Raw genomic sequence first — 13,224 nt, forward strand, 5'->3', positions numbered from 1 at the left:
GCACGTCGAACGATCAAGTCTGGAACTTGTTCTAGATTAGCGCTACCGGTTACGCTCCGGCGAACACGCAGTCAGAAGGGGGCCGAGTGTGACCGCTGAGGCCATGGAGACGGGCCCCCGCACGGGCGACAGCAGCTCCTCCGCCGGGGCCGGCGACCGGCCTTTGCGCATCGCGCTTCTCACGTACAAGGGAAACCCGTTCTGCGGTGGCCAAGGCGTCTACGTCCGCCACCTCGCGCGTGAGCTCGCGCGGCTCGGACACAGCGTCGAGGTCATCGGCGCGCAGCCCTATCCGGTGCTCGACGAAGGCGTTCCGCTCACCGAGCTCCCCAGCCTGGACCTCTACCGGCAGCCGGATCCGTTCCGTACGCCGAAGTGGAGCGAGTACCGGGACTGGGTCGACCTCGCCGAGGTCGCCACCATGTGGACCGGCGGCTTTCCCGAACCGCTCACCTTCAGCCTCCGTGCCCGCCGCCATCTCCTCGCCCGGCGTGGCGAGTTCGACGTCGTCCACGACAACCAGACCCTCGGTTACGGGCTCCTCGGCGACCTCGGGGCCCCGCTCGTGACGACGATCCACCACCCGATCACCGTGGACCGCCGGCTCGACCTGGCCGCCGCCGCCGGCCGCCGCCGGCGCGCCTCCGTACGCCGCTGGTACGCCTTCACCCGGATGCAGAAGCGGGTCGCCCGCAAGCTGGAGACCGTGCTCACCGTCTCCGGCTCCTCCCGCGACGAGATCGTCGAGGACCTCGGCGTACGTGCTGACCGGATCAGCGTCGTCCACATCGGCGCCGACACCGACCTCTGGTCGCCCGACCCCTCCGTCGCCGAGGTGCCAGGACGCATCGTCACCACCTCCAGTGCCGACGTCCCGCTCAAGGGCCTCGTCCACCTCGTCGACGCGCTCGCCAAGCTCCGTACGGAGAACCCCGCCGCCCACCTCGTCGTCGTCGGCAAGCGGGCCGAGAACGGGCCGGTCGCCCGGGCCATCGAGCGGCACGGACTGGCGGACGTGGTCGAGTTCGTCAAGGGCATCAGCGATCGGGAGCTGGTCGACCTCGTGCGCAGCGCGCAGGTTTCCTGCGTGCCGTCGCTGTACGAGGGTTTCTCACTGCCCGCCGCCGAGGCCATGGCCACCGGCACGCCCCTGGTCGCCACCACCGGCGGCGCGATCCCCGAGGTCTCCGGCCGCGACGGTGAGACCTGCCTCGCGGTGGCGCCCGGTGACGCGGACGCGCTGGCCGGTGCGCTGGCCCGGCTGCTGGGTGATCCGGAGCTGCGCGCCCGGCTCGGCTCGGCGGGCCGGGAGCGCGTGCTCGCCCGCTTCACCTGGGCCCGGGCGGCGGCCGGAACGGCCGAGCTGTACCGTCAGGCGATCGCCGTCCGCGGAGCCGGAGCCCGCAGGTGACCGCGTGACCTCGTCGTACCCGCAGGTGACGGCGATCCCGTGCCCGGCTGCCGTAACCCGCTCACCTGATACCCGTCCCTCCGACCTCGAAGGCAGGCCCTCGTGCTGACCGTCGACTTCACCCGCTTCCCGCTCGCCGCCGGCGACCGAGTGCTCGACCTGGGCTGCGGTGCCGGCCGGCATGCCTTCGAGTGTTACCGGCGCGGTGCGCAGGTCGTGGCCCTCGACCAGAACGGCGACGAGATCCGCGAGGTCGCCAAGTGGTTCGCCGCGATGAAGGAGGCCGGTGAGGCGCCCGAGGGTGCCACCGCCACCGCGATGGAGGGCGACGCGCTCAACCTGCCCTTCCCCGACGACTCCTTCGACGTCGTGATCATCTCCGAGGTCATGGAGCACATCCCGGACGACAAGGGCGTCCTCGCCGAGATGGTCCGGGTCCTCAAACCGGGCGGCCGGATCGCCATCACCGTCCCGCGCTACGGCCCCGAGAAGATCTGCTGGACCCTCTCCGACGCCTACCACGAGGTCGAAGGCGGCCACATCCGCATCTACAAGGCCGACCAGCTCCTCGCCCGCATCCGCGAGGCCGGACTCAAGCCGTACGGCACGCACCACGCGCACGCGCTGCACTCGCCGTACTGGTGGCTCAAGTGCGCCTTCGGCGTCGACAACGACAAGGCGCTGCCGGTGCGGGCTTACCACAAGCTGCTCGTCTGGGACATCATGAAGAAGCCGCTCGCCACCCGGGTCGCCGAACAGCTGCTCAACCCGGTCGTCGGCAAGAGCTTCGTCGCGTACGCCACCAAGCCCCACCTTCCGAAGGCCGAGGCGTGAGCACTCCCGAACAGACCGAACACCTCGTCCTGCCCGGTGTCCTGACGGCGGGTCAGGCAGCCGAGACGGTTGCCGCGCTCCTCGCCGTACAGCGCGAGGACGGGGCGCTGCCGTGGTTCCGGGGCCACCATCTCGACCCGTGGGACCACACCGAGGCCGCGATGGCGCTGGACGCGGCCGGCGAGCACGAGGCGGCGGAGCGCGCCTACGACTGGCTGGCCCGCCACCAGAACGGCGACGGTTCCTGGTACGCCGCCTACCACGACGGCGATCCGCAGCAGCCGACCGACCGCAGCCGCGAGACCAACTTCTGCGCGTACGTGGCCGTCGGCGTCTGGCACCACTATCTCGCCACCGGGGACGACGCGTTCGTCGACCGGATGTGGCCGACCGTCTTCGCGGCGATCGAGTTCGTCCTCGGGCTCCAGCAGTCCGGCGGGCAGATCGGCTGGAAGCGGGAGGCGGACGGGACGGCGGTGAACGACGCGCTGCTGACGGGTTCGTCCTCCGTCCACCAGGCGCTGCGCTGCGCGCTCGCCATCGCGGAGCGGCGCGAAGAGCCGCAGCCCGACTGGGAGTTGGCGACCGGGGCGCTGGCCCACGCGATCCGCCACCACCCTGAGCGCTTCCTCGACAAGAACCGCTACTCGATGGACTGGTACTACCCGGTCCTCGGCGGCGCCATCACCGGCGCCGAGGCCACCGCCCGTATCCAGGAAGGCTGGGACCGCTTCGTCGTGCCCGGCCTCGGCGTGCGGTGCGTGCTGCCCAATCCGTGGGTCACCGGCGGCGAGAGCTGCGAACTGGCCCTGGCCCTCTGGGTGACCGGCGAGTCGGACCGGGCGCTGGAGATCCTCCAGTCGATCCAACACCTGCGCGCGGAAGGCGGGTTGTACTGGACCGGGTACGTCTTCGAAGGCAACAAGGCCTTCTGGCCGGAGGAGTTGACCACCTGGACGGCGGGCTCGCTGCTGCTGGCGGTGGCCGCACTCGGGGGTGACGAGGCGACCACCGCGGTCTTCTCCGGGGACCGGCTGCCGGTCGGGCTCGAGCCGGACTGCTGCCCGTGACCCGGTTGTCGAGTGGGCCGGTTCAGCGGCGGATCCGGCCCGCCACCGCGTGCCCGATGAACAGGTAGACCACGGCCGCGAGACCGTAACCGGCCACGACCCGCGCCCATGCGGCGTCGAACGTGAACAGGTCGTACGACCAGCCGGCCAGCCAGGTGGCGGCGTCGTGCACCCACTGCACGAAGTCGTTGCTCCGGTTGGCGTCCAGCAGGTACATCAGGATCCAGAGAATGATGATGAAGGCCAGGATGTCGGCCACGACGGCGATGATCCTCGCCGCTGAACTGCTGCCTGAAGAACGGGTTCTGTAGGACATGGGGTCCTGGTTACCGCTTTACCCTGCGTGAAACCCGAATGGCGGTACCGGGTGGCGGGCCTTGCGGGGGCGGGTGAGTCTGGCGGCCGGGAGTGCCGAGGTCCGTCACTCCCTGTGACGTGCCCTGCCGGGAGGCCGCCGTGACCCGTTCCGTACCGCTCCGCCGGCTGCTGGTGGCGCTGCTGCTGTCGTGCGCCGTGCTGGTCTCCGCCACCGCGTGCGGTGATTCCGGTGATTCCGGCCGTGCGACCAGCACCGGAGCGAGTGTCTCCGCCTCCGCCACCGGCCCGTCCCCTTCCGCCTCCACCGAGAAGCAGCGGCTCGCCAAGACTCGCTTCGTGGCCAACGCCGGGCTCGCGGCCGGCGCGACGTACCAGTGGATCGTGAAGCCGTACCGCGCGGGCACCTTCAGGAAAGGGGCCGACGGGCGGACCTTCGCCCTCGTCAAGGCGGGGCTCGCGGGCGGGTTCGCGTACAACCGGCTCAAGGCGGCCGCGGAGAACGCCAAGGGCGACCCGCTGCTGTCGCGGGCCGTCGCACCGCTCACGGCCGGGATCGAGTCGCTCAAGGGGATGGCCACCAAGCTCCGCGACGGTGAGGCGGGCGAAGGAGACATCGGGGCGTTCGAGAGCGTCATCGACAGCATCAAGAACGCCGGGAAGGACGCGGGCGCCGAGGTGAGGGACAAGGTTCCCTCGACCTCGCAGCTGACGGGACAGAACAGTCGCAGCTGACGGGCTGGAACAGTCGCAGGTTATTCAGATGATCAACTTCCGCGGCGCGGCTAAGGTCCGCGGCATGACTCTTCTTTCTTACGACCGTTACTGCGACGAGATCCTGGCCCAGACCGACGCCCTGCGCGCGACGCTCAAAGGCGCGGACCTGGCCGTGACCGTCCCCTCCTGTCCCGACTGGACCCTGCGGCAGCTGGCCGTGCACGTCGGCGGCGCGCACCGCTGGGTCGGCGAGATCGTCCGTGGACGGGCCACCGAGGAGGTGGCGGAGGAGAAGGTGCCGGGGTTCGAGGGGCCCGGGAGTGACGATCCGGACGCGTTGGACGCCTGGCTCGCCGAAGGTGCGGCCGCCACCGTCGCCGCGCTGCGGGAGGCGGGGCCGGACGCCGAGGTGTGGGGCTGGGCGTGGGAGCGGCGTACGGCGTTCTGGGCGCGGCGCATGGCGCACGAGACGGTGGTGCACCGGGCGGACGCGGCGCTCGCCGCCCGGGTCCCGTACACGGTCGACGCCGAGGTGGCCGCCGACACCATCGACGAGTGGCTGCGGATCGTCTCCTTCGCGCAGGAGGGCGGCGACCCGGAGGCGGACGAACTGCGCGGCGGCGGACGCTCGTTGCACCTGCACGCCACCGACGTGCCCGGTGCGGAGTGGCTGATCGAGTTCGGCGAGGACCGCTTCACCTGGCGGCACGACCACGAGAAGGCCACGGTGGCCCTGCGCGGCTCGCTCACCGACCTGATGCTGGTCTTCAACCGTCGCCTGGAGCCGACGAGCGAGCGGGTCGAGGTGCTCGGCGACGCGAAGCTGCTGGACTTCTGGCTGGACCGGTCGTCGTTCGGGTGAGCCCGGGCGGCCAGGCCGTGTCCGGCGGATCAGAGCCGGGTCCGCGACGGACACGCCCTAGGCGTTCAGCTCCGCCAGGACCCGTAGCGTGTGCGGGTCCGGGGCGGTGACCAGGAGGTCGGTCACCGGGCCCTTGCGCCATTCCGCCAGTTTCTCCGCGATCCGGGCGCGCGGGCCGATGAGCGAGATCTCGTCGGCGAAGGCGTCCGGGACTGCCTGGATCGCCTCCTCCTTGCGGCCCTGGAGGAAGAGGTGCTGGATGCGTCGCGCCTCCTCCTCGAAGCCCATGCGGGCCATCAGGTCCGCGTGGAAGTTGCGGGCCGCGTGGCCCATGCCGCCGATGTAGAAGCCGAGCATCGCCTTCACCGGCAGCAGTCCCTCCGCCACGTCGTCGCAGACGTGCGCGCGGGCCATCGGTGCGATCGTGAAGCCCTCGCGGAGTCCGGCGAGCGAGGCCTCGTACACGTCCGAGCGGTACGGGGACCAGTAGAGCGGGAGCCAGCCGTCCGCGATCTTCACCGTCTGCGCGATGTTCTTCGGGCCCTCCGCGCCCAGCAGGACCGGCAGCGAGGAGCGCAGCGGGTGCGTGATGGGCTTGAGCGGTTTGCCGAGGCCGGTGGCGTCCGGGCCGGTGTACGGGAGGGAGTGGAAGCGGCCCGCCACCTCCACCGGGGCCTCGCGGGCCAGCACCTGGCGGATCACCTCGACGTACTCGCGGGTCGCGGTGAGCGGGCTCTTCGGGAACGGGCGGCCGTACCAGCCCTCCACCACCTGCGGCCCGGACAGGCCGAGGCCCAGCAGCAGCCGGCCGCCGGAGAGGTGGTCCAGGGTCAGCGCGTGCATGGCCGTCGCCGTCGGCGTACGGGCCGCCATCTGCGCGATCCCCGTACCGAGCCGGATCCGCGAGGTGTGCGCGGCGATCCAGGTCAGCGGAGTGAAGGCGTCCGAGCCCCACGCCTCCGCCGTCCACACGGAGTCGTAGCCGAGCCGCTCCGCCTCCTGGGCAAGAGCGAGATGACCGGGGTCCGGGCCGCGGCCCCAGTATCCGAGTGCCAGTCCGAGCCGCATTCCGTTGCCTCCGGCCGTAAGTGACGATCCGTCAGGTGAGGAGTGTGCGGGACGGACTGTACGGCAGCGGCCCCCCGCCCGGAAGGGCGAGGGACCGCTGCCGTCACGCGTACGGGATCAGCCGCGCTGGATGCCCGTGGTGTCCTGGAGCACACCGCGACGGCCGTCCTGCGTCTGGGCGATGAGGCCCTGACCGCGCTGCTCGACCGCGAGGTACCAGGTGCCCGGCGCCAGCTCGGCGATCGGGTTGGGCGCGCCGTCCTCGCCGTACAGCGGGCGGGCCACCGGAACGGCGAACCAGAACGGAGTGAAGTCGCCCGCCGGAGCCGCGCCGCCCTGCGGAGCGGACTGCTGGGCCTGGGCGGCCTGCACCTGCGCGGGGTCGGGCTGACCCGGCTGACCCGGCTGGCCACCGGTCTGCGCGCCCGGGTAGCCGTAGCCCTGGCTCTGCTGGCCGCCGTAGGGCTGCTGCTGGGCGCCCGGGTAGCCGTAGCCCTGGTTCGGCTGGCCACCGTACGGCGGCTGTACGGCCTGCGGCGGCTTCGGAGCTCCGACGAGCGGGGCCTTGAGTGCGGGGACCAACGGGCCGGCGACCGTGGCGGCGGCGAGCACGAGCGTTCCCAGCAGGCCCAGGATCAGGCCGGCGCCGGCGTCGCTGACGTCGATGATCGTCCAGAAGGCGGTCCACAGCGCGAAGACGGTGAACGCGGTTCCGAACTGGCCGAGGTCGAGCCCCACGACCTTGCGGGGCGCCAGCCGGCCGAGGATGACCAGCGCCGCGCCGATGATGCCGGCGAGGAAGACGCTCATCAGGAGCCCGAGCGAGTCCCAGGCGTTCGGGCTGTTGAACCGGGAGCAGTCCACGCCGGAGGGGCAGTCGTAGCCGGCGAGGTCGAGGAAAGAGGCGATGAACAGCACGACCGCTGCTCCGATCACCACGCCGTCGCCTCGAGTGAGGGAGCGGATATTCACGTGAAGGTCCTTAGTCGGTCGTCTCGTCGGGGCGGTCGTCGCTGCCGCCTGTGCGGCGGGCACGGCATGAAGCTCGGGGGTGGCTCCCCATCGTACGGATGAATCTATCGTCTGACCGGGCGGGTTGCGTCCGAGCCCGGTTCTTGAACAGTTATCCCCCCAATATCCCCGCAGACCCACCCCTTCCCGCCGGGCAGACCTACCCCTTCAGGTGAGCGGCGATGCCGTCCGCCATCCCCCGGGCCGCCTTCTGCCGCCAACTCGCGTCGGTGAGCAGGGCCGCGTCCTTCGGGTCACGCATATTGCCGCATTCCACGAAGACTTTGGGCACGGTCGACAGATTCAGTCCGCCGAGATCGTCACGGGTGTCCAGACCGGTACCGCCGCCGATGTAGTTGGAAGGCGCGCTTCCGGTCGTGCGGACGAAATGGCCGGCGATACGGGCCCCGAGATCGGCCGAACTCTTCACGATCTTCGAGGTGTCCGCCCCGCCGCCCTTCACCGCCGCCGGCAGGATCACATGGAAGCCCCGGTTGCCCACCGCCGAGCCGTCCGCGTGCACCGAGACCACCGCGTCGGCCTTCGCCTCGTTGCCGATCCGGGCCCGCTCGTCGATACAGGGCCCGAACGGCCGGTCGTCGTCGTGCGTCAGCAGGACCCGGGCCCCTTGCGCCTGGAGCAACTCCCGCAGCCGGTGCGACACATCGAGAGTGAAGCGGGCCTCCGCGTAACCGGCGTCCGTCGACGTGCCGGTCGTGTCGCACTCCTTGCGGCCGGTCCCGATGTCGACCTGCTCGTTGATCTCCTTGGTGTGCTCGCCGTTACGCGGGTTGTGGCCCGGGTCGATCACCACGGTCCTGCCGGTCAGCGGGCCTTGGGGGAGTGAGGCGGTGGGAGAGGGCTTCGGGCTGGGCGACTCGGAGGCGGAGGCCTTCGCGCCCGCTCCGTCCGCCGTGTCCGCGCCGCCGCCGCATCCGGTGATCGTCGTCAGGCAGAGTGCGGCCAGCGCGGCGGCCGCGAGGGGCGGACGGGCGCGGCGGGTGGGGGGAACGCTGTCGTCGTACGGCACGCGGGCGATGCTATCCGTACGGGCGGGAGGGCCCCGGTCTTCAGAACACCGCGCCTGTGCGGGAGTGGTGTGCCCGGGTATGCCTCAGACCACCGCGCCTGTACGGGAGTGACGTGCCCCGGGTACGCCTCAGACGCCCGTGCCCGTATCGGGAGTGACGTGCCCCGGTACGCCTCAGACGCTCGCGCCCGTGCGCCGCAGCACGCGCAGCGAGTCCGTCACGGAGACCTCGGTGAACGCGCCCGATGCCAGCGCCCGCCGGTACACCCGGTACGGGGCCTGGCCGCCGTCGGCCGGGTCCGGGAAGACGTCGTGGATCACCAGGAAGCCGCCTTCGACGACGTGCGGGGCCCAGCCCTCGTAGTCGGCCGTCGCGTGCTCGTCGGTGTGCCCGCCGTCGATGAAGACCAGGCCGAGCGGACCGGCCCAGACCGCCGCTACCTGCGGAGACCGGCCGACGAGCGCCACCACGTGCTCCTCCAGGCCCGCCCGGTGCACGGTCCGGCGGAACGTCGGCAGCGTGTCCATCAGCCCGGTCTCCGGGTCCACCACGCTCGGGTCGTGGTACTCCCAGCCCGGCTGCTGCTCCTCGCTGCCCCGGTGGTGGTCCACCGTGAGCGCGCCGACCCCGGCCGTCCGGGCCGCGTCGGCCAGCAGGATGGTGGAGCGCCCGCAGTACGTGCCCACCTCCAGCAGCGGCAGCCCCAGCGCGCCGGCCTCGGTGGCGGCCGCGTACAGCGCGAGCCCCTCGTGGACCGGCATGAAACCCTTGGCGGCCTCGAACGCGGCGAGCACGTCCGGGGAGGGAGCGGCGGCGACGGTCACGGGTTCCTCCAGGTGGGACGGGTCGGCTCAGGGCAGCGCCTTATCGTGCCGTACGGTCCGGCCGGCGCTCTCGGCGGGGGCGGGACCGGCCGGGACGACGATGGTGGAGGCGGAGGCCGGAGCGGCGACCGGAGCCGGTCCGCTGTCCGTGCTGCTCGCCAGCAGTACCGGATGGCCCGACGGCCGCTGCGACGGCAGGAACGCCGCCAGCACCAGGCCCACCAGCACCGCTCCCGTGGCGATCAGGAACGAGATCCGGAACCCTTCCATCGACGGCACTTCCACCGACCCCATCCGCACCGAGGTGTCGGCCAGCACCATGCCGATGACCGCGCTCGACACCGACGTACCGATGGACCGCATCAAGGTGTTGAGCCCGTTGGCCGCGCCGGTCTCCGACGGGTCGACGGCGCCGATGATCAGAGCGGGCAGCGAGGAGTAGGCGAGGCCGATCCCGGCGCCGAGCACCACCGCGATCAGCACGGTCTGCCAGGCGGCGCTGAGCAGCCCGAGCCCGGCACCGTAGCCGATCGCGATGATCAGCATCCCGAGCATCAGTGTGGCCTTGGGGCCCCGGCGGGCCGAGATCCGGGCGTAGAGCGGCGCGACGAACATCATCGTCACGCCCAGCGGGGCCACGCAGAGCCCGGCGACCACCATGGACCGACCGAGGCCGTAGCCGGTGGAGGCGGGCAGCTGGAGCAGTTGCGGCAGGACCAGGGAGACCGCGTAGAAGGCGACGCCGACCATGATCGAGGCCAGGTTGGTGAGCAGCACCTCGCGGCGTGCGGTGGTGCGCAGGTCGACCAGCGGCGCCGGCGTACGCAGCTCGAACAGGCCCCACAGCACCAGGACGGCGACCGACGCGGCGAGCAGCCCGAGGGTCGGCGCCGAGGCCCAGCCCCAGTCGCCGCCCTTGGTGATCGGAAGGAGCAGGAGGACCAGGCCGAGCGAGAGGCCGAACGCGCCGATGTGGTCGAAAGTGCCGGGAGCGCGGAGTGGAGGTTCGGGGACGAGCGCGTACGTGAGTGCCATCGCGAGCACGCCGAGCCCGGCCGAGCCGAGGAAGAGGACGTGCCAGTCGGCGTGCTGGGCGACGAGTGCGGCGGCGGGCAGCGCGAGGCCGCCGCCGACACCGATCGACGAGCTCATCAGCGCCATCGCCGAGCCGAGCTTCTCGCGCGGCAGCTCGTCGCGCATGATGCCGATGCCGAGCGGGATGGCGCCCATGGCGAAGCCCTGGAGCGCGCGCCCGATGATCATCACGACCAGGTCATCGGTGGACGCGCAGACCAGCGAGCCGATCACCATGACGGCGAGCGAGGCGAGCAGCATCCGGCGCTTGCCGTACAGGTCGCCGAGCCGGCCCATGATCGGCGTCGATACGGCGCCCGCCAGCAGGGTCGCGGTCATCACCCAGGTGGCGTTCGCCGCGTCGGTGCTCAGCAGGACCGGCAGGTCCTTGATGACCGGGACGAGCAGGGTCTGCATGACCGCGACGGTGATCCCCGCGAAGGCGAGGACCGGCACGATGGGTCCTGACCGTGCTTTCGGCGGTTCGGGCGGCTCTTCCGCGTGCCGTATCTGTTTCGTCCGTCGCATCCGTGGGGCCTCCGGGCAGCCTCGACCACCCGGGCTCCCCCCAAGTGTGTGCATGGTGAACGATTCCCGGTGGTGTCCTATTCCGGATCGCGTCCGCCGGCCTCCCGGGCTCGGACCCGCCGACCTTTTCTGATTGACCGTCAGCTCTTCCGTCCAAGTGGAACGTGTTCTACTCTTGCGCCGTTCCAACGGCTGCGACCGGCGAGGATCCGCATGCGCATCGGCACGGGTATCGGCATCACCGAAGAGCACCGCGCGCTGGCGCACTCCGTACGCGGTTGGCTGGCACGGGCCGTACCGTCCGGTGAGGTGCGCAGACTCCTCGACGCGGAGGGCTCGGCTCCGTGCGGCGTGCGCCCCGCGCACTGGAAGGCGCTCGCCGGGCAGGGGCTGACCGGGATCCATCTGCCCGAGGAGTACGGGGGAGGAGGCGGCGGTGTTCTGGACCTGGCGGTGGTGGTGGAGGAGGCCGCGTACGGGTCGCTGCCGGGGCCGTATCTCGCGACCGTGCTGGTGGGGGCGGTGCTCGGCCGGGTGGTGGGGTCTGAGGCCGGGCGGTGTCTTGCCGATCAGGCCGGCTCCGGGACCGGCGAGCTGCTCCGCTCCATCGCCGCCGGAGACCGTACCGCCGCCCTCGCCCTCACCTCCGGCACCCTCACCGCCACGCCCATCCCCACCGGCCACCGCCTCGACGGCACCGCGCCGCCCGTCCTCTCCGCCGAGGCGGCCGACCTGCTGCTCCTGCCCGCCGCCACGCCCGACGGCGAGCGCTGGTTCCTCGTGGACGCCGGGGCCGGCGGGCTCACCGTGCGCCCGCACCGCAGCGTCGATCCGACCCGGCCGACGGCGGACGTGCGGGCCGACGCCGTCCTCGTGCCGGCGCACCGCGCTCTGCCGGTAGGCGACCCCGGCCTCGTCCGCGACCTGGCCGCCGTCCTCCTCGCCGCCGACGCCTGCGGCACCGCAGCCCGGAGCCTGGACATGGCCGTCCAACATGCCGCCGTACGCGAGCAGTTCGGGCGGCCCATCGGCGCGTTCCAGGCCGTCAAGCACCTCTGCGCCGACATGCTCGTCCGCCTCGAACAGGCCCGAGCCCTCACCTGGGACGCGGCCCGCGCCGCCGACGAGGAGGCCGGGGCCGAGGCACGTGCGCTCACTGCCGCGCTCGCCGCCGCCACCGCGCCGGAGGCCGCGTACAGCTGTGCCAAGGACACCATCCAGGTCCTCGGCGGCATCGGCTTCACCTGGGAGCACGACGCTCACCTCTCCTTACGCCGGGCCGTCCTCGCCCGCCAGCTCCTCGGCGCCTCCGGCAGCCACCACCTGCGCGCCGTCCGCCTCGCCGAGGCCGGCGCCCGCCGCGAACTCGCCCTGGAACTACCGCCCGAGGCCGACCGCCACCGCGCCGAGGCCCGCCCGCACCTCGCCGCCGCCCGAGGCCTGGCCCCGCGCGAGGCCCGCCGAGCCCTCGCCGCCACCGGCTACGCGGCCCCGCACCTGCCGGCTCCGTACGGACTGGGCGCCGGACCCGTACAACAGCTCGCCATCCAGCAGGAGTTGAGCGAACAGTCCATCCGGCTCAGCGACCTCTCCATCGCTACCTGGGTCGTGCCGTCGCTCATCGCGTACGGAACCGACGCGCAGCGGGACCGCTATCTGCCGGCCACCCTGCGCGGCGACCTCCAGTGGTGCCAGCTCTTCTCCGAACCCGACGCCGGATCCGACCTGGCCGCGCTGCGCACCCGTGCCGTACGGACCGCCGACGGCTGGCGGATCACCGGGCAGAAGGTCTGGACGAGCGCCGCCCGCACCGCCGACCACGGCATCCTGCTCGCCCGCACCGACCCGGACGCGCCGAAGCACCGAGGGCTCACCTACTTCCTGGTCGACATGAAGACGGCCCGAGGCATCGACATCCGCCCGCTGAAGGAGATCACCGGCGAATCGCTCTTCAACGAGGTCTACTTCGACGACGTGCTGCTGCCCGCCGACGCCGTCGTCGGCGAGGTCGGCGGCGGCTGGCGCGTCGCCCGGAACACGCTCGGCAACGAACGCGTCCACATGGCCGACCAGATGACCTTCGACAGCGGCCTCGAAGCGCTGATCGTCCGGTCGGCGGAGACCGGTGACGTGACCCGTACCCGGATCGGCGCGCTCGCCGCCGAGGCCCACGCGCTCGCCTGCATCGGGCTGCGCACCACGCTCCAGCAGGTCTCCGGCCGCGAACCGGGCGCCGGAGCCTCGGTGCGCAAGCTCGTCCAGACCGTCCACCAGCAGAAGGTGGCCGAGCTGACGCTCGAACTCCTCGGCCCGGCAGCTGCGGTGGACGAACCGGAGGCCGGTGAACGGGCCCTGCACGGCTTCCTGATGTCCCGCTGCCTGACCATCGCCGGCGGCACCACGCAGATCCAGCTGAACGTCGTCGCCGAGCGGATCCTCGGCCTGCCCCGGGACTGACCACGGGAACGTAGAAGAGGAG

The 13,224-nt window shown here is 71.9% G+C and carries 12 protein-coding genes; 6 read left to right on the top strand and 6 right to left on the bottom strand.

All coding sequences use genetic code 11. The features are described from left to right. Positions 1-88 precede the first annotated feature (88 nt). From ABZ267_RS14215 to ABZ267_RS14225, 3 genes are all read left to right on the top strand, one after another. Positions 89-1,411, top strand: coding sequence for a glycosyltransferase family 4 protein (locus ABZ267_RS14215; protein ID WP_356755043.1), 1,323 nt, complete (start codon positions 89-91; stop codon positions 1,409-1,411). 102 nt (positions 1,412-1,513) lie between these two features. Next, positions 1,514-2,245: a class I SAM-dependent methyltransferase gene (locus tag ABZ267_RS14220; RefSeq protein ID WP_356755045.1), complete on the top strand. Its 732-nt coding sequence runs from the start codon at positions 1,514-1,516 to the stop codon at positions 2,243-2,245. Further along, a complete protein-coding gene (locus tag ABZ267_RS14225; protein ID WP_356755047.1) occupies positions 2,242-3,315 on the top strand; it encodes a prenyltransferase in 1,074 nt (357 codons plus the stop codon). Before ABZ267_RS14220 ends, ABZ267_RS14225 begins: the two co-directional genes overlap by 4 nt. A 22-nt stretch (positions 3,316-3,337) precedes the next feature. Here the strand turns inward: ABZ267_RS14225 and ABZ267_RS14230 are convergent, their stop codons facing one another. After that, positions 3,338-3,631 (bottom strand): hypothetical protein, encoded by a 294-nt coding sequence (locus ABZ267_RS14230; protein ID WP_356755049.1) that lies wholly within the window; start codon positions 3,629-3,631, stop codon positions 3,338-3,340. A 140-nt stretch (positions 3,632-3,771) separates the two neighbouring features. Between ABZ267_RS14230 and ABZ267_RS14235 the strand changes: the two genes are divergently transcribed. Both ABZ267_RS14235 and ABZ267_RS14240 read left to right on the top strand, forming a co-directional pair. After that, positions 3,772-4,365, top strand: coding sequence for a hypothetical protein (locus tag ABZ267_RS14235; RefSeq protein WP_356755051.1), 594 nt, complete (start codon positions 3,772-3,774; stop codon positions 4,363-4,365). Between the two features lie 64 nt (positions 4,366-4,429). Further along, on the top strand, positions 4,430-5,209 hold the full coding sequence (locus tag ABZ267_RS14240; RefSeq protein ID WP_356755053.1) for a maleylpyruvate isomerase family mycothiol-dependent enzyme: 780 nt from the start codon (positions 4,430-4,432) through the stop codon (positions 5,207-5,209). 57 nt (positions 5,210-5,266) lie between these two features. Here ABZ267_RS14240 and ABZ267_RS14245 read toward each other — a convergent pair whose 3' ends face one another. The 5 genes from ABZ267_RS14245 to ABZ267_RS14265 all read right to left on the bottom strand — a co-directional run bounded on the left by ABZ267_RS14245 (position 5,267) and on the right by ABZ267_RS14265 (position 10,745). Next, positions 5,267-6,277, bottom strand: a complete 1,011-nt coding sequence (locus tag ABZ267_RS14245) for an LLM class F420-dependent oxidoreductase (protein WP_356755055.1) — start codon at positions 6,275-6,277, stop codon at positions 5,267-5,269. Between the two features lie 117 nt (positions 6,278-6,394). Continuing rightward, complete coding sequence (locus ABZ267_RS14250; protein ID WP_356755057.1) at positions 6,395-7,249, bottom strand: hypothetical protein; 855 nt, start codon at positions 7,247-7,249, stop codon at positions 6,395-6,397. A 199-nt stretch (positions 7,250-7,448) separates the two neighbouring features. After that, a complete protein-coding gene (locus ABZ267_RS14255; RefSeq protein ID WP_356755059.1) occupies positions 7,449-8,318 on the bottom strand; it encodes an N-acetylmuramoyl-L-alanine amidase in 870 nt (289 codons plus the stop codon). A gap of 174 nt (positions 8,319-8,492) precedes the next feature. Continuing rightward, positions 8,493-9,143, bottom strand: a complete 651-nt coding sequence (locus tag ABZ267_RS14260; RefSeq protein ID WP_356755061.1) for a class I SAM-dependent methyltransferase — start codon at positions 9,141-9,143, stop codon at positions 8,493-8,495. Positions 9,144-9,170: 27 nt separating this feature from the next. Beyond that, positions 9,171-10,745 carry an MFS transporter gene (locus tag ABZ267_RS14265; protein WP_356755063.1) on the bottom strand — a complete coding sequence of 525 codons (1,575 nt, stop codon included), beginning with the start codon at positions 10,743-10,745 and terminating at the stop codon, positions 9,171-9,173. A gap of 213 nt (positions 10,746-10,958) precedes the next feature. Between ABZ267_RS14265 and ABZ267_RS14270 the strand changes: the two genes are divergently transcribed. Further along, positions 10,959-13,202 carry an acyl-CoA dehydrogenase gene (locus tag ABZ267_RS14270; protein WP_356755065.1) on the top strand — a complete coding sequence of 748 codons (2,244 nt, stop codon included), beginning with the start codon at positions 10,959-10,961 and terminating at the stop codon, positions 13,200-13,202. Positions 13,203-13,224: the final 22 nt, after the last annotated feature.

Source organism: Streptomyces sp. NPDC006174, assembly GCF_040614075.1.
In the GTDB taxonomy this organism is placed as follows: domain Bacteria; phylum Actinomycetota; class Actinomycetes; order Streptomycetales; family Streptomycetaceae; genus Streptomyces.

Bases quoted from the DNA above. Each gene is read 5' to 3' on its own strand.
- ABZ267_RS14230 (WP_356755049.1), bottom strand. From the start codon at position 3,631: ATGTCCTACAGAACCCGTTCTTCAGGCAGCAGTTCAGCGGCGAGGATC.
- ABZ267_RS14240 (WP_356755053.1), top strand. From the start codon at position 4,430: ATGACTCTTCTTTCTTACGACCGTTACTGCGACGAGATCCTGGCCCAG.
- ABZ267_RS14245 (WP_356755055.1), bottom strand. From the start codon at position 6,277: ATGCGGCTCGGACTGGCACTCGGATACTGGGGCCGCGGCCCGGACCCC.
- ABZ267_RS14265 (WP_356755063.1), bottom strand. From the start codon at position 10,745: ATGCGACGGACGAAACAGATACGGCACGCGGAAGAGCCGCCCGAACCG.
- ABZ267_RS14270 (WP_356755065.1), top strand. From the start codon at position 10,959: ATGCGCATCGGCACGGGTATCGGCATCACCGAAGAGCACCGCGCGCTG.